The 24867-nt window shown below is 58.4% G+C and carries 21 protein-coding genes; 18 read left to right on the forward strand and 3 right to left on the reverse strand.

The annotated features are described in order from the left end of the window. Positions 1-22 precede the first annotated feature (22 nt). From murF to BHW66_RS07595, 18 genes are all read left to right on the forward strand, one after another. On the forward strand, positions 23-1396 hold the full coding sequence (murF, locus tag BHW66_RS07510) for a UDP-N-acetylmuramoyl-tripeptide--D-alanyl-D-alanine ligase (RefSeq protein ID WP_022197581.1): 1374 nt from the start codon (positions 23-25) through the stop codon (positions 1394-1396). A 5-nt stretch (positions 1397-1401) separates the two neighbouring features. Further along, positions 1402-2505: a phospho-N-acetylmuramoyl-pentapeptide-transferase gene (mraY, locus tag BHW66_RS07515; protein ID WP_046437716.1), complete on the forward strand. Its 1104-nt coding sequence runs from the start codon at positions 1402-1404 to the stop codon at positions 2503-2505. Between the two features lie 12 nt (positions 2506-2517). Continuing rightward, entirely contained in the window at positions 2518-3828 is a 1311-nt protein-coding gene (murD, locus tag BHW66_RS07520) for a UDP-N-acetylmuramoyl-L-alanine--D-glutamate ligase (protein WP_046437717.1), read from the forward strand. Between the two features lie 23 nt (positions 3829-3851). Beyond that, on the forward strand, positions 3852-4652 hold the full coding sequence (locus BHW66_RS07525; RefSeq protein ID WP_046437719.1) for a LysM peptidoglycan-binding domain-containing protein: 801 nt from the start codon (positions 3852-3854) through the stop codon (positions 4650-4652). 24 nt (positions 4653-4676) lie between these two features. Continuing rightward, the gene (locus BHW66_RS07530) at positions 4677-5819 is read left to right on the forward strand and encodes a putative peptidoglycan glycosyltransferase FtsW (protein WP_012419710.1); all 1143 of its coding nucleotides are present in this window, start codon (positions 4677-4679) and stop codon (positions 5817-5819) included. After that, entirely contained in the window at positions 5816-6940 is a 1125-nt protein-coding gene (murG, locus tag BHW66_RS07535) for an undecaprenyldiphospho-muramoylpentapeptide beta-N-acetylglucosaminyltransferase (protein WP_046437720.1), read from the forward strand. The genes BHW66_RS07530 and murG overlap by 4 nt, the downstream gene beginning before the upstream one ends. Beyond that, a complete protein-coding gene (gene murC / locus BHW66_RS07540; protein ID WP_046437806.1) occupies positions 6933-9230 on the forward strand; it encodes a UDP-N-acetylmuramate--L-alanine ligase in 2298 nt (765 codons plus the stop codon). Before murG ends, murC begins: the two co-directional genes overlap by 8 nt. A 22-nt stretch (positions 9231-9252) precedes the next feature. Beyond that, entirely contained in the window at positions 9253-10188 is a 936-nt protein-coding gene (locus BHW66_RS07545; RefSeq protein ID WP_046437722.1) for a D-alanine--D-alanine ligase, read from the forward strand. Between the two features lie 47 nt (positions 10189-10235). After that, positions 10236-11186 carry an FtsQ-type POTRA domain-containing protein gene (locus BHW66_RS07550; RefSeq protein ID WP_046437724.1) on the forward strand — a complete coding sequence of 317 codons (951 nt, stop codon included), beginning with the start codon at positions 10236-10238 and terminating at the stop codon, positions 11184-11186. A 225-nt stretch (positions 11187-11411) separates the two neighbouring features. Further along, positions 11412-12452 carry a recombinase RecA gene (gene recA / locus BHW66_RS07555; protein ID WP_012419715.1) on the forward strand — a complete coding sequence of 347 codons (1041 nt, stop codon included), beginning with the start codon at positions 11412-11414 and terminating at the stop codon, positions 12450-12452. A gap of 159 nt (positions 12453-12611) precedes the next feature. Next, positions 12612-13631 (forward strand): N-acetylmuramoyl-L-alanine amidase, encoded by a 1020-nt coding sequence (locus BHW66_RS07560; protein ID WP_046437726.1) that lies wholly within the window; start codon positions 12612-12614, stop codon positions 13629-13631. Between the two features lie 35 nt (positions 13632-13666). After that, complete coding sequence (gene lipB / locus BHW66_RS07565; RefSeq protein ID WP_286688989.1) at positions 13667-14305, forward strand: lipoyl(octanoyl) transferase LipB; 639 nt, start codon at positions 13667-13669, stop codon at positions 14303-14305. A gap of 202 nt (positions 14306-14507) precedes the next feature. After that, complete coding sequence (leuC, locus tag BHW66_RS07570; RefSeq protein ID WP_046437729.1) at positions 14508-15920, forward strand: 3-isopropylmalate dehydratase large subunit; 1413 nt, start codon at positions 14508-14510, stop codon at positions 15918-15920. A gap of 19 nt (positions 15921-15939) precedes the next feature. Next, a complete protein-coding gene (leuD, locus tag BHW66_RS07575; protein WP_046437731.1) occupies positions 15940-16548 on the forward strand; it encodes a 3-isopropylmalate dehydratase small subunit in 609 nt (202 codons plus the stop codon). 43 nt (positions 16549-16591) lie between these two features. After that, positions 16592-17713 carry a hypothetical protein gene (locus BHW66_RS07580; RefSeq protein WP_046437733.1) on the forward strand — a complete coding sequence of 374 codons (1122 nt, stop codon included), beginning with the start codon at positions 16592-16594 and terminating at the stop codon, positions 17711-17713. Between the two features lie 41 nt (positions 17714-17754). Next, positions 17755-19329: a trypsin-like peptidase domain-containing protein gene (locus BHW66_RS07585; RefSeq protein WP_046437735.1), complete on the forward strand. Its 1575-nt coding sequence runs from the start codon at positions 17755-17757 to the stop codon at positions 19327-19329. A 5-nt stretch (positions 19330-19334) separates the two neighbouring features. Continuing rightward, positions 19335-20915 (forward strand): trypsin-like peptidase domain-containing protein, encoded by a 1581-nt coding sequence (locus BHW66_RS07590; protein ID WP_046437737.1) that lies wholly within the window; start codon positions 19335-19337, stop codon positions 20913-20915. A 37-nt stretch (positions 20916-20952) separates the two neighbouring features. After that, positions 20953-22116 (forward strand): 3-dehydroquinate synthase, encoded by a 1164-nt coding sequence (locus BHW66_RS07595; protein WP_022197144.1) that lies wholly within the window; start codon positions 20953-20955, stop codon positions 22114-22116. Positions 22117-22645: 529 nt separating this feature from the next. Here the strand turns inward: BHW66_RS07595 and BHW66_RS07600 are convergent. From BHW66_RS07600 to tsf, 3 genes are all read right to left on the reverse strand, one after another. After that, on the reverse strand, positions 22646-23431 hold the full coding sequence (locus BHW66_RS07600; RefSeq protein WP_012419724.1) for an ATP-binding cassette domain-containing protein: 786 nt from the start codon (positions 23429-23431) through the stop codon (positions 22646-22648). A 63-nt stretch (positions 23432-23494) separates the two neighbouring features. After that, entirely contained in the window at positions 23495-23677 is a 183-nt protein-coding gene (locus BHW66_RS07605; protein ID WP_046437741.1) for a hypothetical protein, read from the reverse strand. 286 nt (positions 23678-23963) lie between these two features. Further along, the gene (tsf, locus tag BHW66_RS07610; RefSeq protein WP_031930425.1) at positions 23964-24842 is read right to left on the reverse strand and encodes a translation elongation factor Ts; all 879 of its coding nucleotides are present in this window, start codon (positions 24840-24842) and stop codon (positions 23964-23966) included. Positions 24843-24867: the final 25 nt, after the last annotated feature.

The following is a 24867-nucleotide window of genomic DNA, read 5'->3' on the forward strand; positions in this document are numbered from 1 at the left end:
CACGTTATTCCATCTTTCTTTCATGATTTCCCTCACAGCGCACGGCATCTGCAACATCATCGGCGGAAAATTGGTCAGCGGCCCCTTTGACAGGGTCGCTTCCGGCGGCGTGTGCACGGACAGCCGCCATTTGCCGCCCCATGCCGTTTTCTTCGCGCTGGGGGGAGAAAAATTTGACGGCAACCTGTTTGCCCCGGAGGCATCCCGTACCGCGGCCGCCGCCGTCGTCAGCCGTGTGGAGGAAGGCATGGCCCCCTCATGCGCCGTCATTCTGGTGGAAGACACGCTGGAAGCCCTTCAGAGGCTGGCCGCCTGGTGGCGTTCAGAGCTTACCCTCACCGTCATCGGCCTGACCGGCTCCAACGGAAAAACCTCTACCAAGGATCTGACGGCCTCCGTTCTTTCACAGGGGCTCCGCACCATCGCCACGCAGGGCAACCTGAACAACCACATCGGCGTCCCCCTCAGCATCCTCCGGGCCGCCCCGTCCGACGAAGCCGCCGTATGGGAAATGGGCATGAACCACTCCGGGGAACTGGCTCCCCTGTGTGAAATGACGCGCCCGAAAATCGGCATCATCACCAGCATCGGCACCTCCCATATGGAATACCTAGGCTCCCGGGAAAACATCGCCCGGGAAAAATGCACGTTGGCACACTGCCTGCCGGAAGACGGCTTCATGATTTTTCCGGCGGACTGCGATTATGCGGATATGATCCGTCAATCCACCCGCGCCGCCTGTATTGACTGCGGCATTGGCGCCGGAACCGTTCGCGCGGAAAATCCCGTCTCTACCGAGAACGGAACACGCTTCATCCTTTCCATCCCGGATTTCTGCCGGGAAGAGGTGGAATTGCCCGTCCACGGCCGGCACATGGTAACCAACGCGCTTCTGGCCGCCGCCGCCGGCTGGGTGGCAGGTCTTGCGAAAGAGCAAATCGCCTCCGGTCTCACCCAGGCGCGGCTTACGGGCGGAAGGCTTCACTGCTCCCGGATCAACGGCATTCTGGTAGTGGATGACACCTACAACGCCAACCCGGATTCCATGCAGGCCGCCCTGCGCACCTTAGCAGAGCTTTCCTGCGCCGGCAGACGCTTTGCGGTGCTGGGCAGAATGGGGGAACTGGGCGTGTTTTCCGAGGAAGGGCATGTTCTGGTGGGCCGCACGGCGGAAGAACTCCGTCTTGACTGCGTCGTCAGCGTGGGAACGGACGCCGCCCGGATTACGGACGCTATTTCTCCCAATTCATTCACTCAACGCCTGAACTTCAGCTCCGCGGAAGAAGCGGCCGAATGGCTCCGCAGCCATACGGCGCCGGGAGACATCGTCCTCTTCAAAGGCAGCCGTCTTGCCCGGATGGAGCAAGTCATGAACCTTACCTTTCCGCCACAGTAAATTGTATGCATTCCCTCATTGAACAGTTCAGCCCCTCAGGGGCATTTGCAGGACCGGCAGGGAGAGCCCTCCTGGCCTGCCTGGTTTCCTTTGCCTTGACGATGATCTTCGCCCCGCGGGTCATCCGGGAGCTGATTTCCCTGAAAATCGGCCAGCCCATCAGGACAGCGGAGGAAGTGCACAAGCTGGCGGAACTCCACGGAGCCAAGGCGGGAACGCCCACCATGGGCGGCGTGCTGATCGTGGGTTCCATGACGGCGGCTACCCTGTTGTGCGCCAGAATGGGCAATCCCTTTATCATTTCCTGCCTGATCGTCACCCTGGCGCTGGGCCTGCTGGGATTCCGGGACGATTACCTGAAGGTGGCGAAAAAAACCTCGGACGGCATTTCCGCACGTAAAAAACTCCTCGTCCAGTTCCTGGCCGGCCTGGCCGGCGTCACCTTCCTGTACCTGTACCCGGAAGGCAGTCCCCGCGTGGAACTTCACGACTACATATCCTCCCTGTTCATTCCGTTCTATGGCCAGGTGAACCTGCCATGGTTCGTTTACATTCCTTTCGGCGTCGTGGTGGTCATGTCCGCCTCCAATGCGGTGAACCTGACGGACGGCCTGGACGGCCTTGCCTCCGGCTGCTCTGTCGCCACGGGCATCACTTACGCCATCATTGCCGTCCTCTGCGGAAGCTGGCTGACGGCTGATTCCCTGGATATTCCCTTCCACCCCGGCGCGGGAGAAATCAGCGTCTTCATGATGGCCCTGGTTGGGGCCTGCCTGGGCTTCCTGTGGCACAACTGCTACCCGGCGAAGGTATTTATGGGAGACACCGGTTCCCTGGCCCTGGGCGGCGCGTTCGGTATGGCTGCCGTCTGCACGGCGCAGGAGCTTCTCTTTATCGTCATCGGGGGCGTCTTCGTCATGGAAGCCGTGTCCGTCGTCCTGCAGGTGGGCAGCTACAAGCTGCGCCACGGCAAACGCATCTTCGCCATGGCTCCCATCCACCACCATTTTGAACTCAAAGGCTGGAAAGAAACGCAGGTGATTGCCCGCTTCTGGATGATCAGCCTCCTGCTGGCTTTCCTGGGCCTTTTCCTGATTACTACCGCCTGACAAACCACGAACATGCAGCTCAATAACCTCAACATCGCCGTTCTGGGAGCGGGAAGAAGCGGACGCGCCGCGGCGCGCCTCGCCATGACGCATGGTGCACGGGTATGCGTGTTTGACGCTTCCTCCTCCATTGACGGATGGCCGGAAGACATTCCCCTGCATACCGCCGCCACGGAGGAAGACGGACGCGCCTTTCATGCGGATCTGGTGGTCATCTCCCCCGGCATTGAGACGGACAGCCCCTTTGTCAAATCCTTTGGACGGGAAGGCGTGGAAACCATCGGTGAAATGGAGCTGGCATGCCGCTTTTACCATGGCCGCATCATCGCCATCACCGGAACCAACGGCAAAACCACCACCACATCCCTGGTGGAAAAGATTTTGCTGCGCGCCGGAAAGACTGCCGTTGCCTGCGGCAATTACGGCGTTCCGGTGGCGGAAATCCTGCTCCGGGATTCTGTGCCGGATGTGCTGGCGCTGGAGGTCAGCTCTTTCCAGCTGGAAACCATCCGCGATTTTCACCCGGATGTGGCTGTATGGCTCAATTTTGCGCCGGACCACATGGACCGTTACAAATCCGTGGAGGATTACCACCGCGCCAAACTCCATATCTTCGACAACCAGACGGAAAAAGACCTGGCCGTCGTCCGCTCCGGGGAACGGCTTCCGCACCTGAAAGCCTCCGTGCTCACCTTCAGCCCGGAAGATCCGGCGGCTGATCTTTATTACCGCGAACCGTTGATCCTGGAGGGCGGCGCTTCCCTGCTGAACCTGGAAGAGACCGCCCTGAACCAGCGCCATAATGCGGAAAACGCCATGGCCGCCGTCCTGGCATGCCGCCACCTGGGCATTCCCGCAAAAACAGCCGCAGATGTATTAAAAGAGTTCACGCCCCCCGGCCACCGCTGCGAGACCGTCCGCACACTGGACGGCGTTTTGTGGCTGAACGATTCCAAAGCCACGAATCTGCACGCGCTGGAAGCGGCTTTGAAATCACAGCATTCCCCCGTCATCCTGATTGCCGGAGGCAAGGACAAGGGGCTGGATTACGTGCCCTTGCAGCCCATGCTGAAAGAAAAAGTGCGCGCCTGCGTGGTATTCGGCCAGATTGCGGACCAGCTCCAGCACGCTTTTTCCCCCGCAGTCCCCACGGAAAAAGCCGCAGATGTAGAGGCCTGCGTGGCAAAGGCCCGTTCTCTCGCCCTGCCGGGAGACACCGTCCTGTTCTCTCCCGGCACTTCTTCCTTTGACATGTTCACCGGCTATGTCCAGCGCGGCCAGGCCTTCAGGGACGCGGTGAATGCCCTGCCCCCCCTTTCCTGACAATTCACCAGAAAACGACCATCATGAAAACGACCAAAATACCTGATCACAATCCGACCGGACGCACCCGTCCGAAACGCAAAATGGGCACCGTATTACGCGCCAAACTCAGCAAATACCGCGCCCGCGTTTCCGAATTTGAAGACGATGCGCCCAGCAGCACCGTCGTGCGCTGGCTCGTCGTCCTTCTTCTTCTTCATCTTCTCGTCATCGGCGGCGTTTATGTCCGCAGCACCTGGTTCAGAAACACGGCGGAAACCGTAGAAATGGCAGCCGCCCTGCCCGCGCCGCCCACCGTCCCGCAGCGCCCCGCTCCCGCAGCGCCCCCGGCCGCTCTGTCCCAGGTTCCCCAGGCGCCACCCGCGGCCCCGGTCACCATCACGCAGCCGGAACAGGTAGTGGACGCGCGCCCCAACAGGCAGCCGGCCCCCGTGGCGGAGGAACACATTCCGGATGCGGCTCCGGTGGCAGGTCCTGCGCGCCACATCGTGCGCACGGGGGATACCTGGGAACGCGTCGCGCGTGACAACCAGGTGGCCGTCAATGACCTGAAAGCCGTCAATCCCAAAGTTCAGCGCCTTGTCAGCGGAAGCACGCTCGTCATTCCGGCCCGGCCAGGAGACAAATTTGAACCGGAAAAGTCCGCCGCGGAGGAATTGGAGCCGGAAAGCGTGCCCCACATTGTGAAGAAAGGGGAAACCCTCTCCGTAATCGCCCGCAAATACAAAATGAACTGGCGTACCCTCCAAAAATTCAACAAGATGAATGACCGGGACGTAGCGCGTCTCAAAATCGGGCAAAAAATCATGATCCCCAAAAAGTAGGCATCTTCCTGCCCTTCCGCCGCCATGTCTTCCAAAGTCTGCATGATTCTGGTCTGGTTCTTCGTCATCTGCCTTCTGGTCGTAGGCCTGGTGATGGTATCCAGCACGGCGGCGTGGGCGGAGGAAACCAAGCACCCGTACGAACCCCTGTTCAAGCAGACCGCCTTTGCCTGCGCCGGGCTGGTGGGGGCCATGATTCTCTCCCGGATAGACTACCGGATATGGAGGAAGTATATCTGGTGGATCCTTGGAGGGGCCTGTTTTCTGCTGGTGCTGTGCTATGTGCCCGGCATCGGGAAGGAAATCAACGGGGAACGCCGCTGGATCACCATCGGCATGCAGTTCCAGCCCAGCGAATGCGCCAAACTCTGCATGATGATGGCCCTGGCCAACTGGCTGGCCCTGTACCGGGACCGCACCACCTCTTTCTGGTGGGGTTTTGTGATGCCCGGCCTTATCTTCGGCATTCCTCTTGCCCTGATTCTTTTTGAAAAGGACATGGGCACCTCCGTAGCCCTGGCCCTGGCCGCGTTCTGCGTCATGTTTGTGGCCGGAACGCGCAAAATTTACCTGGGCGGGGCTTTCGCCCTGGCCGGAACGGCCCTGTACGTTCTGGTGCAGAGCAACGCCAACCGCCTGGAACGTTTCCTGGCCTGGAAAGACCTGGACGCCCACCGCCTGGGCGCCGGCCTCCAGCAGTACCGTGCTTCCATCGCCCTGTCCCGAGGGGGGCTGGACGGGGTGGGCCTGGGAAACAGCGCGGAAAAACACGGCACGCTTCCCTTCGCCCACACGGACTTCATTTTCGCGCCGCTGGGAGAGGAATTCGGTTTTTACGGGACCATGTTCGTCCTGCTCTGCTATTTCCTGATGACGTATGCCGGCATCGGCGTGGCCATGCAGTGCCGGGACACCTACGGACGGTTTCTGGCCGTGGGGATTGTCGCCATCATTTTCTGTCCCGCCATCCTGAACATCGCCGTGGTAACCAACGCCGTGCCCAATTCCGGCCTGCCGCTGCCCTTCATCAGCTTCGGGGGCACCAACCTGGTCTTTACGCTGGCCGCCCTGGGCATGCTCACCAGCATCCAGAGGTTTTCCACCGGCGCCCAGCCCAATTGTGAAATCACCCGCAAAGACGAACGCTCCATTGACGTAAGATTATGACTGAACCCTCTCTCAAACATCCCTCCCTGAACATCGTGATCGCCTGCGGCGGCACGGGGGGGCACCTTTTTCCCGGCATAGCCGTAGCCCAGGAACTTAAAAAGCGCGGCCACCGCGTCACGCTCCTCATCTCCCAGAAGAAAGTGGACGCCCAAGCCAGCAAAAATTACGGGGATCTTGACTTCCGCACCATTGAGGCCATCGCGATGCCCAAAATCCCATCCCTGTCCCTGCTGGGGTTCGGCGTCAGGCTGTACAAAGCCATCCGTTTCAGCCGCCATCTTCTGGACGAGGTGGAAGCGGACGTCGTCATCGGCATGGGAGGATTCACTTCATTCCCTCCCGTTTACGCCGCCCACCGCAAGGGAATCCGCACCTACGTGCACGATTCCAACGCGCTGCCCGGAAAGGCCAACCGCATGACCGCCAAATGCTGCACGAACGTGCTGCTGGGCATTGAGGAAGCCAGGCACTACTTCAATCCCGCCAAATGCATTGTCACCGGCACTCCGGTACGCCAGGAAATGGTGGCCCGGAAAGACAAAAACGAAGCCAGGGCGGAGCTCAACCTGCCCCAGGACCGCCGCGTGGCCCTGGTAATGGGCGGTTCCCAGGGGGCCAGGAATCTGAATTCCCTAGTCATTGAAGCCGCCCGGCAATGCGCAGACCTGTGCGACTTTCTCATCATCACCGGCTCCGCGGACTTTGCACGCGTCAGCCAGCTGACGGCGGACATGCCCCACGTGCACGTCATTGAATTCTGTTCCGCCATGGCTGCCGCTTATGCCGCAGCGGATGTGGTCATTTCCCGTTCCGGGGCGTCCAGCCTTACGGAACTGGCCCATATGGGGAAGGCCGCCCTGCTGGTTCCCTACCCCTTCGCCGCAGACGATCACCAGGCACACAACGCACGCGTTTTCGCGGCCCACGGCGCGGCGCGCATGATGCGTGAAAACACCCTCACGTCGGACGATATTGCGGCTTTCCTGAATGAAGTACTCAAGGATTCCTCCCTGCTGGCCTCCATGAATGAATGTGCTTTACGTCTGGACATGCCTGATGCAGTATCCCGCATCGCCAATGTCATTGAACATACGGACCATGCAGCCTCCCATGATTGAAACCTTACGCAAAAGACTGACAGACAGGGAACACCCGGCACGCCTACATCTCATCGGGGTAGCCGGGTCAGGCATGTCCGGCCTGGCGCTCATGCTGATGGAAATGGGGCACCGGGTGAGCGGCTGCGACCGGGTGACCAGCGCAGAGACCGAACGGCTTCAAAGCCTGGGGCTGTCTTTCTCCTGCCCGCATTCCGCAGACGCCGTTTCCGATGCGGAAATTGTCATTTATTCCAGTGCCATCCGGGCGGACAATCCGGCCCTGGCGGCAGCGCGCAAGCTGAATATTCCCTGCATGCGCCGCGCGGAATGCCTGGCAGCCATCCTGAACGGGAAGAAAGGGGTCGTGGTCTCCGGTACGCATGGAAAAACCACTACTTCAGCCCTCTGCGCGCACCTGATGAGGGAAGGCCGCATGCGTCCGTGTCACTACGTGGGGGCGGAAATCCCCGTGCTGGGAACCAACGCCCACTGGAATGAAGACAGCGAATACCTGGTGGCGGAAGGGGATGAAAGCGACGGCACGCTGGTAAATTACATTCCGGAGCACAGCATCGTCCTCAACATTGAACCGGAACACCTGGACCACTACAAGGATCTGGATGAAATCAAGGCCGTGTTCGACCGGCTTTGCTCCCAGACGCGCGGCAAGATTATTTATTGCCGCGCGCATCCCGGCGCTGAGGATGTCTGCGCCAAGTACCCCAATTCCGTTTCCTACGGCTGGTCCGATGCGGACTACACCGCTACGGACGTGCTGGAACGCCGCGGACGCACCCTGTTCACCGTGTTGAAGGGGAAAGAGGAACTGGGCCGCGTGGAGCTGGGCATACCCGGACGCCACAATGTCCTGAATTCCCTGGCCGCGATTGCTCTGGCAACGGAACTGGGCGTGGATTTCCCGGCGGTGATGCGGGGCCTGGCCTCCTTTGCGGGAGCCAAACGGCGCTTTGAAACCAAATACCTTTCCTCCTCCATCCGGATTGTGGACGACTACGGCCACCACCCAACGGAAATAGCCGCCACGCTCCAAACTGCCCGTTCCCTCCAGCCGAACCGCCTGGTAGTTTACTTCCAGCCGCACCGCTACACGCGCACGCAGCTTCTGGCGGATGACTTCGGCAAGGTGCTCCAGGAGGCGGACCTCGTTTTCGTAGCGGACGTGTATCCCGCCAGCGAACTGCCTATTGAAGGGGTAAGCGGGCAGACGATCATCAACGCCATGCACAGGCACGGCCCCGTGGAAACCCGTTACCTTCCCGACCTGGGCATAGCCCACCACACCATCGGCAACGCGCTGAAACCCGGAGACCTGTTCCTGACGCTGGGAGCAGGGAACGTCCATGAATGCGGCATGCGCATCGCGCGCGACCTGGCCCTGCTGGAGGATCTGGAACGCACTGCGGGCGGTTCTCTGGAAGGCAAACTGTACGAACCCATGTCACGCCATACCACCATGGGAGTAGGCGGATGCGCCCAGTACTGGCTGGAGCCTTCCACCTTTTCCGGAATGCAGGCGGCCGTCAACTATTGCCGGGACAGGAATATCCCCGTACACGTCATTGGCCGCGGTTCCAACATCATTGTCAGGGACGGCGGACTGCGCGGCGCCGTCATCCACCCCTCCGGGGGAGAATTCGATGTGCTGGAAATCCAGGGGAACCGCCTCACCGCCGGAGCGGGCGTGCGGTTGAAAAAACTGGTTTCCACCGCCGTCCAGAACGGCCTTGGCGGCCTGGAATGGATGGACGGCATTCCCGGCAATGTGGGAGGAAGCCTCCGCATGAACGCCGGAGCCATGGGCATGGATATGGTCAAAAACCTCGTTTCCGTCACCTGTCTGGATGAAGACGGGGAAATCCGCAGCCATACAAGGGAAGAATTGAACGCCCAGTACCGTTCCATTCCGGACCTGGTCCACAATTTTGTGCTTCAGGCCGTGTTTGAGGCGCAGCCCGCCCCTGCGGAAGAAATGGAGCGTCTTCTGGAGGCGGCACGGGCCAGGCGGAAGCTTTCCCAGCCCGTCGGAGCCAGCGCCGGCTGCATCTTCAAAAACCCGCCGGAAATCCCGGCAGGCAGGCTCATTGATGAACTGGGGCTGAAAGGCGCCTGCGTGGGAGACGCCTGCGTATCAGACGTGCACGCCAATTTTATCATCAACCGGGGTCATGCCAGAGCGAGGGACATCACCATCCTGATCGACATGATCCGCAAGGAGGCCAAGGAAAACCGCGGCATCGACCTGAAATCGGAAGCCCAGGTCATCGGAGACCGGGACCCCCAGTTTTAACCCATTCATTATTTATTCCAATATGAACACTCTCAAGCGCGACCTCAAAATCGCCCTCCTGCTCGGAGGTCCCGGGTCAGAACGGGAAGTATCCCTTGTTTCCGGCAACTCCGTTTACGACGCCCTGTGCCGGGCCGGATTCACCGATGTAACGAAGGTGGACGTGCACGGCCCGGATTTCCGGCTGCCGGAAGGCACGGAGCTGGCCTACAACATTATCCACGGCACTTTCGGTGAGGATGGAACCCTCCAGGCCATTCTGGAAGAACGCGGCGTTCCGTACACAGGGGCCGGCTCCCGTTCCAGCGCCCTGTGCTTCAACAAGTCAGAATCCAAAAAAGTTTTTCTGGAAGCCGGAGTTCCTACGCCGCATGCGGAAATTCTGGACTGTTCCCATGGCATCGTGATGCCGTCCCTCCCCCTGCCCTTCGTCATCAAGCCTCCCTGCGAGGGTTCCAGCGTGGGCGTCCACATCGTCCGCAGGCAGGAGGATGTGCTCCCCGCCATGGAGGAAGCCGTAACCCACGGCACCACCGTATTGGTGGAAGAGTTCATTCAAGGCAAGGAACTGACGGTCGGCATTCTGGACGGGAAAGCCCTTCCCGTTATTCATATCTGCCCCCGTTCCGGCTTCTATGACCTGAGCAACAAATACCCGTGGATGAATATGGGCGGCGGCACGGATTATATTTGCCCGGCGGATCTTCCGGAAGAAACCGCCGCCAACGTGCAGGAGGCGGCCCTGAAAGCCTACAAGGCCGCCGGAGTGGAAGTGTACGGCCGCGTGGACGTACTGCTGCGCGAGGAAGACGGCGCCCCCTTCGTGCTGGAAATCAACACCATTCCCGGCATGACCCCTTCCAGCCTGCTTCCCAAGGCGGCGGCGGCCTCCGGATGGCCCTATGAAGACCTCTGCGAAAAAATAGCGGAATTATCGCTAGTCACCCCCCGTAAATAACGTAATATTTGACAGAGGGCGGGGAGTCGCCCCTCCCGCACCCCCCGATGTCGCACAAAGCCACAACGCCAGTCCCCCGTTCCGCCAAAAGGCCGGAAATGCTTCTTCTGGAACGGGAGGCCAGAAAAGAGACCATCGAACGCAAGGGCAAAAACTACCGTTTTTGGCTCTTCCGGCGCAAGCTGTACCACATTGTCACCGTTTACGCGCTTATTTTCGGCTTAATCGGGGCTATCGTTTTTCTCTGGAAAGATTACATCCTCAAATACGACTGGCTTTCCATCGACACCGTCACCCTGAAAAGCAACGGCATTTTCAACTCTGAGCAGGCCTTTTCCGTTATGGGCATAGGGCCGCAGGACAACATTTTTTCCATAGACGCCGCGGAGCTGGAGCAGCGCCTGAAAAAATGTCCCGCCATCCGCCGGGCTTCCGTCAAACGCCAGATATCCTCCAACCCCACGCTGCTGGTGGACATTGACGCGCGCATACCCGTGGCCTGGATTGACTGCCCGGAACTGGGAATTCACCCGGGAGATGCCACGTACGGCGCTTTGGCAGACAAGGAAGGCGTCATCTTCCCCTGCATGGAGCAGGTCCACATGCCTTATATCCGGGAAAAGCGCATGCCCTCCGTCACGCTCAGGCCGCCCAGTTCCGGCAAACTCAGCTACGGCGTCAGCATCCGGGAACTGGAAGCGCCCATGAAACTGATTGAACTGCTTTCCGGCACGGTAACGGAATACCTTCCCAGCATCGTCTCCATAACGACGCCCAACGACTGGTCTTTCTGTGTGCGTTTTACCAATGACTGCCAGGCTACTTTCAGCCATTACGGCCTGGAACACCAGGTGGAAAAACTGTCCCGCGCCCTCCGGCATGCACGCCAGACGCACCGCAAAATCAGTTCCATCAACCTGATTCCGGAGCACAACATTCCCGTCATCTTTGACAATTCCTACGAGGATATTCCTCTTGCGGAGCCGATTGAAGAATAACGCCCCCAGACGTTCTCCGGAAAAACCGTGTTCTTCTCCGGCTCCAAACTTCTTTTCCGGTTCCGTTCCCCCTGTTTCCCCTAATTTCCCGCCGAACGGAACACCCGGTTTTCACAAGATTCTTCCCATGTCAGAATTCTGTTCTTTCTCAATGAGGAATGAGTCTGCGAAGACCCACAGAACACTTGCCAATAAGGCTGTCCCGGTTATACTGCGCTACGATATATGAGCAACGAAACACCTTTATCCCCCGAAGCGGAAAAACTGGCGGCAGCCCGCAAGCGCAACCTTGACCTGGCCCTCTCCCAAATCCAGAAAGACTTCGGAGAAAACGCCATTATGCGCCTTGGAGACAACGTCAAAATGGAAGTGGACGTCATTCCCACGGGCAACCTTCTGATTGACCGCGCTCTGGGTGTGGGCGGCTTTGCCCGCGGCCGCATTGTGGAAATCTACGGACCGGAATCCTCCGGTAAAACCACCCTGACCCTGACGGCCATCGCCCAGGCCCAGAAATCCGGAGGCCTGGCTGCATTCATTGACGTGGAACACGCACTGGACCCTCAGTATGCCGCCCGCCTGGGCGTGAACCTGGACGACCTGCTGGTTTCCCAGCCAAGTTCCGGTGAAGAAGCCCTGCAAATCTGCGAGGCTCTTGTCCGCTCCAACGCCATTGACGTCATCGTGGTGGACTCCGTGGCCGCACTGGTCACCAAGCAGGAGCTGGAAGGAGAAATCGGGGATTCCACGGTAGGAGCCCAGGCCCGTTTGATGTCCGCCGCCCTCCGCAAGCTCACCAGCTTCATTTCCAAGGCCCGTACCGTCTGCATCTTCACCAACCAGATCCGTGAAAAAATCGGCGTCATGTTCGGCAATCCGGAAACCACCCCCGGCGGCCGCGCCCTGAAATTCTACGCCTCCGTACGTGTGGACATCCGCCGCATCGGCCAGATCAAGGGCAGCGACGGCGTCATAGCCGGGAACCGCACCAAAATCAAGGTAGTCAAAAACAAGGTGGCCCCTCCCTTCACGGAATGCGAATTCGACATCATGTACAATGAAGGCATCTCCTCCGTAGGCAGCCTGCTGGATCTGGCAACGGAATATGATATCATCCAAAAGCGCGGCTCCTGGATCAGCTATAACGGCAGCCAGATCGCCCAGGGCCGCGACGCCGCCAAGGAAGCTCTCAAATCCAACCCGGAGCTGTACGCGGAAATTGAAGAACAGGTCAAGGCCAAAATGGACGAAAAGACCGCCAAATAATCCCGCCTGATCCCGTTCCTTCACTGCCATTTCAGGGCGGCTCCCCTTCCCGGGAGCCGCTTTTTTCTCTCCGGAAACAGAAGCGCAAAAGAATCTTTCACGGAAACTTTTCCCTTGTGCGTCATGAAAAATCCGTTAGTCTGGATGCGATATCGTCCTATGTATCCGACCTCTCGCACATCATTTGCAGCCGTGCTCGGCATTGTGGGCATGTTTCTGCTGACGTTGTCCACGGCCTTCGGATGGAATCCGGAAATCATTAATGGAGTGCAGTATATTCCCATGTCCGAGGTGCGCACCCATTACAAACTGACCAGGGAACGCACAGAAGGGCGGCAGAAAGTTTACGAAGTGCCGGAAAAGATTCAAATCCGTATCCAGGCGCGCAGCCAGGATATGTTCATGAACAACATGAAGTTCGTGTTATCCTATCCTGTGGCGGACCATCCCTCCAAGGGGCTGATGGTTTCCAATATGGATCTGCACAAAATCATTGACCCGGTTTTACGGCCCACTTACATCGCCAACCGCCGCAGTTTCAACACAGTTGTCATTGATCCCGGCCACGGCGGACATGACAGCGGCACGCGCAACCGCATCAGCAGGGAAGCGGATATCAACCTCTCCGTGGGCAAAAAACTGCGCGACCGCCTCAAGACCATGGGCTACCAGGTGGTTATGACCCGTGATACGGACAACTTCATTGCCCTCCAGGACCGCGTCCGCATTGCCAACAGGCACAACAATGCCATCTTCATCAGCATCCACTTCAATGACGGAGGCTCCTCTGCCCGCGGGGTGGAAACCTTCACGCTGGCGCCTGCAGGCACTTCCTCCTCCATGTCCCGCAATATCCGCCACGACGCTCTGCAGGGCAACGCCCAGGACAGCATGAACATTGCCTTGGCTACAGCCGTCCAGGGGCACATGCTGAAAGGGCCGCTTGCCATCAAGGAGGGCATTTCCATGGTTGACCGCGGCATCAAGCGCGCGCGCTATTCCGTGCTGTGCACCATCAAGCATCCCGCCATTCTGGTGGAAGGAGGGTTCATGTCCAACCCGCAGGAGGCCCTGCTCATCGCCACGGAGCGTTATCAGAATTTCATGGCCTCTTCCCTGGCTGCCGCTGTGCATCAATACCGCACCGCCCTTGGCCAGCAAGTGCGCAGAACGCGCTGAGTTCCGTACCTGTCCCCGGGCCTCCCTTCAGCAGCATGAACATCATCCGCATCCCCGGCCTGGCAGATTACCGGGAAACCCTGCGGTTCCAGGAACAACTGGTCCGGGCCCATCAGGAAGACCCGGACAGGGAAAACGAACTGTTGCTGCTGGAACATGCCGGGGTTTATACCATCGGGCGTACACGGAACCACGCCAGCCTGCACCCCGGTTCCGTGCTTCCCTTTCCCGTTCATGAAATCAACCGCGGCGGCCAGGCCACCTACCACGGCCCCGGCCAGCTGGTCGGATACCCCATTACGGACCTGAACCGCTGCGGCAGGGATCTGCACCGCTACGTCACCACCCTGGAAAACATCCTGATTGAAACCTGTGCCCGGTTCGGCGTGCAGGCCCGCATCCGGGAAGGGCTGGTAGGGGTCTGGGTGGAAAACCGTAAAATAGCCTCCATCGGCGTCGGGGTGAAAAAATGGATTGCCATGCACGGCTTCGCCCTCAATATAACCCGGAAATCCCTGCCTCCCTTCCTTGCTATTACCCCCTGCGGCATCCAGGGCGTGCAAATGACCTGCCTGGAGGATGAAATGTTCTCCCCCCTGCCGGAAGGAAACCTGTTGAAATGTTTCGGAGACGTTTTTGCAGCGCTATGGGAAGAAAAATTTCACAGGGATTAAGGGAATTCTGAACGTGCGGAGGGAATGAAAACCATCTTTGCCCTGAAGACGGAAAGGCGCCAAAGGCTGGAAAGAGCCCCCTTCTGACCATGAATGCAGAGGAAATGTTCAAAAAAACGCCTCATGTAAGACACAGACCGTGTCAGCAATACGTCCTTGCATCTTGACGCGGTTCCCGAACGGACGGATGCTTATGCCAGTTATGGGGAAAACGCTTTTCCAAAAAATCTGGGACGCTCATTCCGTCGGCATCCTGCCGGATGGGAGAACGCAAATGTTCATCGCTACTCACCTGCTGCATGAAGTCACCTCTCCGCAGGCTTTCGGAATGGTCCGGGATCTGGGCCTGACCGTGCGTCACCCAGAACGTACCTTTGCCACCGTGGACCACATCATTCCCACGGACAACCAGGCGGAACCGTTCGCGGACGCTACGGCTGACGCCATGATCAGGGAACTGCGCCGGAACTGCGCCGAAAACGGCATCCGCTTTTTCGATATCCCCACCGGGCTCCAGGGCATCGTGCATATGGTAGGACCGGAACTCGGCATCACCCAGCCGGGCATGACCATCGTATGCGGAGACTCCCATACGGCCACGCACGGAGCCTTTGGCTCCATTGCCATGGGCATCGGCACCACGCAGGTGCGCGATGTGCTGGCTACGCAGACCCTGGCCCTCAGCCCGCTCAAGGTGCGCCGCATCAATGTGAACGGAAAGCTGGCCCCCGGCGTGCGCGCCAAGGATGTGGCCCTGCATATCATCGGCCTTCTGGGAGCCAAGGGCGGCCTGGGCTTCGCCTATGAATACGGAGGCGACGTAATCGACGCCATGAGCATGGACGAACGCATGACCCTTTGCAACATGTCCATTGAAGGTGCGGCGCGCTGCGGCTATGTGAACCCTGACCGGACCACGGTGGAATACATTAAAGGGCGCCTGTTCGCCCCTATCGGTGCGGACTGGGACAAAGCCGTAGAACGCTGGCTGGGCTTTGCTTCCGATCCAGATGCGGAATACGATGAAATCGTGGAAATTGACGGGGCCTCCATTGAGCCCACGTTAACATGGGGCATTTCTCCGGACCAGAATACGGGTATCAGCGGCAGCACTCCCAACCCTTCCGACGCTGCGAACGACGAAGAACGGAAGATGATCAACGAAGCGCTGGAATACATGAAATTCCCCGCGGACATGCCTCTTAAGGGACTGCCGGTCCAGGTGTGCTTCGTAGGTTCCTGCACCAATGGCCGCATTTCAGATTTCCGGGAAGTGGCCGCCCTCATCAAGGGACGCCATGTGGCTCCCGGCATCAGGGCGCTGGCCGTTCCCGGCTCTCAGATGACTGCCCGGCAATGTGAAGAGGAAGGCATCGCAGACATTTTCCGTGAAGCCGGCTTTGAATGGCGCCTGGCGGGCTGCTCCATGTGCTTGGCCATGAATCCGGACAAACTCCAGGGAGATCAGCTTTGCGCCAGTTCCTCCAACCGGAACTTCAAGGGACGGCAAGGCAGCCCCACCGGGCGCACCCTGCTGATGAGCCCGGCCATGGTGGCCGCCGCTGCTCTGACCGGGAAAGTCTCCGATGCCCGCGAAGTATTCTCCCTGAATTAACTTTTCAATTTTCTCCTTTATGTCTCTGACCCAATTCACCTCCATCACCGGCACCTGCGTTCCCGTTCTGGGACCGGACATGGACACGGACCGCATCATCCCTGCCCGCTTCCTTAAATGCATCACGTTTGACGAACTGGCGGGAGTCATGTTCTGGGACGAACGCTTCGACGAAAACGGGCAATCCAAATCCCACCCGGTGGACGATCCCCGCTTCAAAGGGGCTTCCATCATTTTGGGCGGCTCCAACTTCGGCTGCGGTTCTTCCCGCGAACACGCCCCGCAGACCATCAGGCGCTCCGGCATCAAAGCCGTCATTGCGGAATCTTTCGCAGAAATCTTTTTCGGCAACAGCACCGGAATCGGGTTGCCCTGCGTATGCGCGTCTGCCGCCGACATTGCCTCTCTGTCCCGGCACATCTCCAATTACCCGGAAACGGAAGTGACAATTGACCTCCTGAACATGACAGTTTCCTGGAAAGAAGGGTCCTTCCCCATCCGGATGCCGGCGGAAGCCCGCGAAGCCCTGACCCGGGGCCGCTGGGATTCCATTGCGGAACTGCTTGTCAACATGGATGCCGTAGAAAAGAAAAACGAAGAACTGCCCCGGGTCGCAGCCTCCTGCTGATTCAGCATTCACCTCTTTCTTCCCTTTCTACCCTCTTCCCCATATGATTTTCAGAATTACAGACTACGTCCACTACGGCACGCTGGACAACCGTAAACGCGGAACCGTCCATCTTACGCTGCAACTCATGGGGATGCCCCATCCGGTGAACATTACCCTGCATGGGGACTGCCTCCAGGACCTGGCCGGTTGCGTGGTTGACTTCAGGAATCCCTCCCCACAGATGCTTCCTGCGGAACTTACCCAAATCCCGGAACATATCCAGGGGGTGGCGGGGGATATGACGGCCAGCCGACGCATGCCTGTCAAAGGCAAGAAAACCATGGAAAACGCCCTGTACCTGGAATGGTTCACCAGCCATCACGACATGGTGCTGCTGGAAAGTACGGTCTTCTCCATCAAAGTTTCCCTTCCCGAATGGATGATGGATTCCTGCGAAGAGCAAGCCCAGATCATGGCGAACCAGCAGATGCTGCGAACCCAGGTAAAAGAATGGTCCAGAGCCTATTCCAACCACCAGGAGGACGGCAGCCTGCCCGATCACCACTGGGACAAACGCCTGCGGGAGGCGGAAGCCATCGCCATAGCTTACCAGGAGGTATTCCAGAAATACAGGCTGAACCCCAGCGGCGACATCCGTGTGGCTTTTGTCATGGGCTGGGATGAAGTGCTGGACAACATCGCCCAGTCGGAAGAAACGGGGACGCCCTGTTCCTGCAAAAGCACCGGCATGCTCAGCCTGTTTGACATCCTCAATGAACAGGAGGCCCGGGAAGTGCAGTCCTGCATGTTTCATCCTCTTTTCCAGCAGGTAATGGAACTGACGGATCTGTGCCAGCACCGGTTCAGCCGGGAAATCAACAAGGCCCAGAGGAACAGGACAGGGCCGCCGGAACCCCTGAACCAGATTTTTTACTGCATCCGCTACATCACCCCCCGCATTCTTTCCTGCCTCCTCCAGGAGAAGGAGGATGCTGCGGACTACTGCACCATGGCCGCCCGTATGGCCCTGTGCGTGGAACAAACGCGCCGGACGGTAGCTGCCCTGGACAACTGCGGCTACCAGATGGACGGTGAAATAGCGGAACGTTTCTCATCCCTGCTGGAGGAAGTCAATTCCTTCCAGGAAAGTCTGGCAACCCAAAGCCGCAAAAGCAACCTGTAACAACAAAACCTTCCCTGGCAACACAATCTTTATCTTTGCGTATGATACATTCCCACACCTGTTTTCAAGGGCTGTGCGCAGTCCTGGCCGGCGCCGCTCTTTCCCACGCGGATGAGCCGGCTGTTTCCATTTCGGACTTCGGGGTGGACAAGGTCATGTCCGGCCCTGTCGTCTCCATCAATGACCAATACAAGGGCGTCGTAAAAATTGAGATGGATTCCCTGACTCCGGATTACGCTACTCCGTGGAATACCGGCCGCTACCAGGGAGGCATCGGCACCGGTTTCCTGATCGGGGAAAACGCTTTCATGACAAACGCCCATGTGGTTAGCAACGCGGAGCGCATTTATATCTCCATGTACGGAGATTCCCGTAAAATTCCCGCCAGGGTCAAATTCATCGCCCATGACGCGGATCTGGCTCTGCTGGAGGCGGACGATCCCAAGCCTTTCAAAGGAATACGTCCTTTTGAATTCAGCAAAAACCTGCCTCATCTGGAAGACGAAGTAAGGGTGATCGGCTACCCCATCGGCGGCAACAGACTTTCCGTCACGCGCGGCGTGGTCTCCCGCATTGATTTCACCACGTACGCCCACCCCCGCAACACGGAACACCTGACCATCCAGGTGGACGCCGCCATTAATCCGGGCAACAGCGGAGGCCCCGTCCTGATGGGGAATAAAGTCATCGGCGTGGCATTCCAGGGCCTGAACAACGCCAATAACACGGGTTACGTAATTCCAACCCCCGTCATCCGCCACTTTCTGGAAGACATCAAGGACGGCGTCTATGACGGTTACGTGGACATGGGCATTCAGGCTGCGCCCATCCTGAACCCGGCCATGCGCAAGGCGTTCGGCCTGCCGGACGACGAAAAGGGCGTTCTGATCGGCAAGGTGCTCAAGGGGTCCTCCGCTGACGGCGTTCTCCGTAACGGGGACCTGCTGATGAAAGTGGACGGCTATGATGTGGACAGCTCTGCCATGATTGAACTGGACGGCCAGAAAATCAGCATGAAAGAACTCATTGAGCGCTGTTTTAAAGACGACCGGCTCCCGCTGGATATCATTCGCGACGGCAAGCCCATGAAGGTGGAAATGGTGATGAAGCCATCCCCCTCCAGAGACCTTCTGATGGCGGAATACGATAAAATGCCCCGCTACGTCGTCTTTGGCGGCCTGGTGTTCCAGCCCATCCAGCGCAACGTGCTCGCGGCGGCGGACATCTCCATGCTGGACGTTGCACTGGACATCCGTAATTACCAGGAAGACGGCGGCTGCGTGGACCATGAAGACATGGTAATCATCACCAAAGTGCTGGATGATGAGGTAAACGCGCGCCTGTCCGGCTCCATTTCCAATTCTATTGTGGAAAAAATCAATGGCGTGAAAGTTAAGGGCCTTACCCACGCCTATGAACTCCTTTACCCGGAGAACATGCCGGAATACGTCGTCATCGAACTGAAAAACGGAGAACGCCCCCTTGTCTTTGAAGGCAAGGCCATGGAGACGGCCAACAAACGCATCTCCAAAACCTACAACATCCCGAAAAACGCCCGCCTGGACAGCTCCATTCCCGGTCGCCAGTCTGGCCGCAACACCACTCCCGCCCGTTAACCGCCATGAAAATTCTTTCCACTTTTTTCTTCGGTTCCCTGATATTGCTCTGCGGTTGCCAGCCGCGCGAAGCCGGACGAACCGCTCCCGAACCCCAGCCTGAACAACAGACGGAAACGCCTGCGGAACAGGCGGAGGAAACGCCCTCGCCGGCCCCGCTTCCCTCCCCCACCAGCTCCATGGTCGGCATTAACGCCACCAACCAGGGCTATGCCATGATTCAGCCGTGGAGCAAGGAAAACCCGGCGTACAGTCAGGGCTTCGGCATTTATCTGGGAGACGGCAATATCCTGACGGCAGCCAACATCGTTTATTCCGCCAGCTTCGTGGAAGTAACCTCCGCAGACGGAGCCCAGACGGTTCCCGTGACAGTAACCGCCTTTGACCCGGAAGCCAACCTTGCCCTCCTGCGCCTGAAAAACGGAAAAGATGCCGCTTTCCTGGACAAACTGGTCCCCGTTACGCTGGGGAAGGCTCCCCGCCTGGGCGACAAGGTAACCTTCTGGCAATTCAATGATGACGGCCTTCCCATCACCACCTCCGGAACCCTTCTGGCGACGGAAAGCGCCTGCCCGTTCACGAACGGGGAACCGTTCGTCCTGTATAACGTCAAATCCTCCGTTACTCCCCTGAAAGGCGGCGCAGGCAACCCTGTCATGAGAGGCAATGAACTTGTGGGTCTCAGCGCCAGCTGCGATCCTCCCGCCCAGAAAGTTCTGGCCGTCACCCATACCATGATTTCCCGGTTCCTGGAGCAGGCCCGGACTGGCAACTACATCGGTTTTCCGGCGGACGGCACCCAGGTCACGGAACTGACCGACCCCGTTTTCCGCAAATTCCTGGGCCTGTCTGAAACTGGCGGCGGCTTTTACGTGGTGAAACTGCCTGTTTACGGCTCTTTCTACAAAGCCGGAGTGCGTCCCGGAGACGTGGTGGAAAGCGTGAACGGCATTCCCCTGGACAGTAAAGGATTAATCAAGGATCCCGCGCTGGGCCCCGTTTCCGCCAATTTCCTGTTCCGTGACTCCGCCAAACCGGGGGATACCATTACGCTGGACATCCGCCGCAAGGGAAAGGACGGCTCCAGCCAGCCCATGACGTTGGACGTCAAACTGGACAGGAGCGCTATTGAAGGCGACCTGGTCAATCCGGCCCCCTTCATCTCCAATCCGCCCTACCGCATTTACGGCGGCCTGGTATTTGTCCCGCTGACGGGAGCCATGATGGGAGAAATCAACAAGCTCAGCAAGAACCATCCACCCCTCAACCTGGTGGAAGCCACTCAAAAGAAAGAGGACATACGGAAAAAAGGCGTGGATGAAATCGTGGTCTTCCTGATGGCCCTGCCCACCCAGGCTACACTGGGATACGCCCAGATGAGCCCCTCCATTGTGGAAAAAGTCAACGGCGTGCAGGTGAAAAGCTTCAAGCACCTCAACCAGCTTCTGGACCTTCCCGCTCCCGGCGGCACGCACCGCATCGAAGTGACCCAGCAGCCGTACACCATGTACATGTCCCAGAAGGAAGCTGCCAAAGCGGACCGATTCATCCAGATGAGGGCCGTTCCCGTGCTCCGCAGGGACTAGGAATCCGCGAGCCATGTTCATTTGCAGCCCTCCTGGCATGTCTCTTCACACGCTGAATATCCGGCTTGATTTTCCCTACAGGACAGGCTTTACCCATGGAGCCTTCCGCCCGGAAAATGATGCTCTGGCCAGCCTGATGGAACAGAGGCCCGGAAGCCGCGTTCTCGTTCTCCTGGAAAAAGGGCTGGAACAGTTTTATCCTCAGCTTCCGGCAGACATTGACCGCTATTTTGAAAAAAATGCCGGGGTGCTGGCCTATGCCGGCTGCCGTTCCGTTCCGGGCGGGGAGGAAGCCAAAACAGGTTTTTCCGCATGGGAAACGGCCCTGCGCCACATTGTGGAAGCAGGCATTGACCGCCATTCCTATATCATAGCCGTGGGCGGCGGAGCGTTTCTTGACGTAGCAGGCTTTGCCGCCGCCACCGCCCATCGCGGCATCCGGCTGTTGCGCATCCCCACCACCACCCTCTCCCAGGCAGACTCCGGAGTAGGTGTCAAAAACGGGATCAATTTCATGGGCCGGAAAAACTATCTGGGCACCTTCGCCGTCGCGTGGGCCACGCTTGACGACTTCCTGTTCCTCCATTCCCAGCCCCTCCCCCTGAAAAGAGCCGGGCTGGCGGAAGTAGTGAAAGTGGCGGTGGTGAAAGACGCCTCTTTCTTCAACTGGCTGGAAACGAACGCCTCCGCGCTGGCTGTATGCGAACGGGATGCTCTGGAATATGCCGTGGAGCATTCCGCTCTGCTGCACGCCTCGCACATTGCATGCGGAGGAGACGCCTTTGAACTGGGTTCCAGCCGTCCCCTGGACTTCGGACATTGGGCCGCCCATTACATGGAAACCATGTCCGGTTACATACTGGGGCACGCGGAGGCCGTTTCCGTGGGCATGTGCCTGGATATCCTTTATTCCGTCCGGAAAGGATGGCTGCCTGCCGCGGAGGCGGAAAGAATCATCTCCGTGCTGAAAACCCTGGAACTGCCCGTATTCCACCCCCTGCTTTCCCGCAGGACAGAAAACGGCGCCTGCGAAGTGCTGAAAGGTCTGGAGGCCTTCCGCGAACACCTCGGCGGTCACCTGACGGTACTGATGCTTACCGGAATAGGCCGGGGAAAAGACGTCCATGAGATAGACGCCGCTCTGATGGAGGAATGCATCCGGGAAATGCAGGAAGCCGCTGGATATTCCGTTCAGGAATAACAGCCCTTTCCTTGCCGCCTCCCCGTCAGAAAACAAGCAGAAGCCATCTGGCGTATCACAGAGAAATACCAGCCGGACGGCAGTATGAAAAAAACAACGATGTTTTTCCTTCCCACAATCTCCATATCCTCCTGTTCCGGCAGTTCCCGCAGGGCGGCATTATTATGTGCTGCCGGGCAGCCCATGATGCAAGCCATTTTGCGACTCCCCCTTTTTTCATAACGCGCCGGATTTACTTCTCCTTTTTCAAAAAGAAGATGAAGGAAAAAGCATGAACAGCCTGCCGGATACCTCAAAGAGAAGATCATCCGTCAACCATGCGGAGGCAGTGGACACGATGCCTCCCTGGGAACAAATCCATTCATCGTCTTTGCAAGGCACTGGAAAACCAAACTGCCGGAAACCGCGTTCCGCTGAAAATTCAGGGATGGATCTTCCGGAAAACCGTCCCTCTTAAACCTGTGCGGATAACTCCGCAGGAAACGGAACTTTCCCGTATTCGTCCAAACTGACGCCGGGCCATCCCCATTTACAGACGCGGTACGGCGGCGAGAAGCGCCTGCGTATATTCGTGGGAAGGGGAAGAAAATACTTTGTCCGCCTCCCCGTATTCCACAATGCGGCCTTTGCGCATCACGGCAATGCGGTCCGCGATATAATGGACCACGGACAAATCATGGGAAATGAATATCATGGTCAGGCTCAAGTCGCGGGCCAGGGCAATAAGAAGGTTCAGAATCTGGGACTGGATGGAAACGTCCAGCGCGGAAACGGGTTCATCCGCGATAACCAGCCTGGGTTCCGGCGCCAATGCGCGCGCAATGGCGACGCGCTGGCGCTGGCCTCCGGAAAATTCATGGGGATACTTGCGCATCAGGGAGGGGCTCAGCCCTACCTTTTCCATCAGTTCCGCCACATCATCCCTCGTCTGGGCAAAAGTTCTTTTACGGCGGCTCTGCAACGCCTCCTTTAATGTTGCATATACCGTAAAACGGGGGTTCAGGGAAGCATAAGGGTCCTGGAAAACCATCTGGAAATCCGGACGGCGCTTCCTGACTTCGGATGCGGAAAGAGCCGTCAACTCTTCCCCTTCCAGAAAAATGCGGCCCTCCGTAGGCTTCTGGAGCAGCATCACCGTGCGGGACAGCGTGGATTTGCCGCAACCGGATTCACCCACCAGCCCCAGGATTTCTCCCTTTTCCACGGACAGCGACACCCCGTCCACCGCCACTACGGGGGCAGATTTGCGGGCAGAGAGCAGCCCCTGCACCGCAGGAAAGACAACGCTCACATGATCCAGTTCCAGAAAAGCCATGCCGCCACCCTAACAAGCCTTCCGATGCAAGACAAGACCCCAGCCGCGCCAGTTCCTCCAATATCAGGACATCCATGCGCCCTCCCATGCCGTTTCCCCCACAGAAAAACCAGGACCGGCAATGAACGCCAGCCCCGGCTGGGCATTTCGCATGTCTTCCGGAGCCACCCGGAACCAGAAGGGTTCATCATCACACACGAGGCTGATAACAGCAAAAGAGGCTGTTCCCCCATTTCCACCATCCATTGGCCTTTTTGAAGAACTATAATACCGCCAAGAAATATCAGGGACCGCACACAAGGAAAAAACACGCTCCAGCCCAAAAGCGCTCCAAAAACGGCTGCCAGGATGAAGGCCGCAACCAGCAGCAGGGCCGGAGCTTTTCTATCCCGCATATTTTGATGATCCCCTATCCGGATTTCCGGATCCTCCCTGAATCAAATTTATGGATAAATCCCCCCATGGAGCCATATCAAACAAAAGAACCGTTCCCCGCAAAGGGAACGGTTCCAGAGATACTCTGACTCAGAGCTTACGCACCGAGCTGGTAGCGGACGAAGGAGGCGACGGAGATATCGTCGCCGAGTTCCTTGCCGGCCTGGTTGAGGAGGGCCTCCACCGTCATCTTTCCGGCAGGGTCCTTCACAAATACCTGGTTCAGCAGGCAGGACTGGGCGTACAGAGCCTTCAGCTTGCCGGGAAGAATCTTTTCCAGCAGGTGTTCGGGCTTGCCTTCCTGAATGAGCTGCTGCTTGGCGATTTCCTGTTCCTCGGCCACGAAGGCGGGATCCAGGCTATCGGAGCTGACGCTCTTGGGAGCGGCGGCGGCGATGTGCAAGGTCAAATCCTTGGCGAGGGCTTTGAACGCATCAGACTTGACGGTTTCTTCCTTGCCGGCCTTGATGGACAGCAGAACGCCCACTTTGCCGCCCATGTGGATGTAGGAGACCACGGCGCCGATGCCGTCCGCCGTCAGGCGGGCGAATTTGCGCAGAGCCATGTTTTCGCCAATGGAGCTGCACATGGCCTTGATATATTCTTCCGTGGAGCCTTCCGCCATGGGGACCTGGAGAGCCTCCTCCAGCGTGGAGGCCTTGGAATCCATGAGAGCGTTGGCAACGTCATTCACCAGACCCTGGAACTTGTCCCCCTTGGCGCAGAAGTCCGTTTCACAGTTGAGTTCAAGGATGATGCCGGAGCAGCCGCAGGGAGCCACAGCGGCGCGGATCACGCCTTCCTTGGCGTCACGGTCGGCCTTGGCCGCAGCCTTGGCAATTCCCTTCTCACGAAGATACTTTACGGCGGCATCCATGTCGCCGTTGCATTCGTTGAGGGCTTTCTTGCAATCCATCATGCCGGCGTCCGTTTTGTCACGGAGGGCCTTGACGAGAGCTGCAGTAATTTCTGCCATAGTGTTTCTGTTCTTTCTAAATGGT

The organism is Akkermansia sp. 54_46 (genome assembly GCF_001917295.1).
Taxonomy (GTDB): domain Bacteria; phylum Verrucomicrobiota; class Verrucomicrobiia; order Verrucomicrobiales; family Akkermansiaceae; genus Akkermansia; species Akkermansia muciniphila.

Coding starts and splice junctions, on each gene's coding strand:
- murF (WP_022197581.1), top strand. CDS start 23: ATGATTTCCCTCACAGCGCACGGCATCTGCAACATCATCGGCGGAAAA.
- mraY (WP_046437716.1), top strand. CDS start 1,402: ATGCATTCCCTCATTGAACAGTTCAGCCCCTCAGGGGCATTTGCAGGA.
- murD (WP_046437717.1), top strand. CDS start 2,518: ATGCAGCTCAATAACCTCAACATCGCCGTTCTGGGAGCGGGAAGAAGC.
- BHW66_RS07525 (WP_046437719.1), top strand. CDS start 3,852: ATGAAAACGACCAAAATACCTGATCACAATCCGACCGGACGCACCCGT.
- BHW66_RS07530 (WP_012419710.1), top strand. CDS start 4,677: ATGTCTTCCAAAGTCTGCATGATTCTGGTCTGGTTCTTCGTCATCTGC.
- murG (WP_046437720.1), top strand. CDS start 5,816: ATGACTGAACCCTCTCTCAAACATCCCTCCCTGAACATCGTGATCGCC.
- murC (WP_046437806.1), top strand. CDS start 6,933: ATGATTGAAACCTTACGCAAAAGACTGACAGACAGGGAACACCCGGCA.
- BHW66_RS07545 (WP_046437722.1), top strand. CDS start 9,253: ATGAACACTCTCAAGCGCGACCTCAAAATCGCCCTCCTGCTCGGAGGT.
- BHW66_RS07550 (WP_046437724.1), top strand. CDS start 10,236: ATGTCGCACAAAGCCACAACGCCAGTCCCCCGTTCCGCCAAAAGGCCG.
- recA (WP_012419715.1), top strand. CDS start 11,412: ATGAGCAACGAAACACCTTTATCCCCCGAAGCGGAAAAACTGGCGGCA.
- BHW66_RS07560 (WP_046437726.1), top strand. CDS start 12,612: ATGTATCCGACCTCTCGCACATCATTTGCAGCCGTGCTCGGCATTGTG.
- lipB (WP_286688989.1), top strand. CDS start 13,667: ATGAACATCATCCGCATCCCCGGCCTGGCAGATTACCGGGAAACCCTG.
- leuC (WP_046437729.1), top strand. CDS start 14,508: ATGGGGAAAACGCTTTTCCAAAAAATCTGGGACGCTCATTCCGTCGGC.
- leuD (WP_046437731.1), top strand. CDS start 15,940: ATGTCTCTGACCCAATTCACCTCCATCACCGGCACCTGCGTTCCCGTT.
- BHW66_RS07580 (WP_046437733.1), top strand. CDS start 16,592: ATGATTTTCAGAATTACAGACTACGTCCACTACGGCACGCTGGACAAC.
- BHW66_RS07585 (WP_046437735.1), top strand. CDS start 17,755: ATGATACATTCCCACACCTGTTTTCAAGGGCTGTGCGCAGTCCTGGCC.
- BHW66_RS07590 (WP_046437737.1), top strand. CDS start 19,335: ATGAAAATTCTTTCCACTTTTTTCTTCGGTTCCCTGATATTGCTCTGC.
- BHW66_RS07595 (WP_022197144.1), top strand. CDS start 20,953: ATGTCTCTTCACACGCTGAATATCCGGCTTGATTTTCCCTACAGGACA.
- BHW66_RS07600 (WP_012419724.1), bottom strand. CDS start 23,431: ATGGCTTTTCTGGAACTGGATCATGTGAGCGTTGTCTTTCCTGCGGTG.
- BHW66_RS07605 (WP_046437741.1), bottom strand. CDS start 23,677: ATGGATGGTGGAAATGGGGGAACAGCCTCTTTTGCTGTTATCAGCCTC.
- tsf (WP_031930425.1), bottom strand. CDS start 24,842: ATGGCAGAAATTACTGCAGCTCTCGTCAAGGCCCTCCGTGACAAAACG.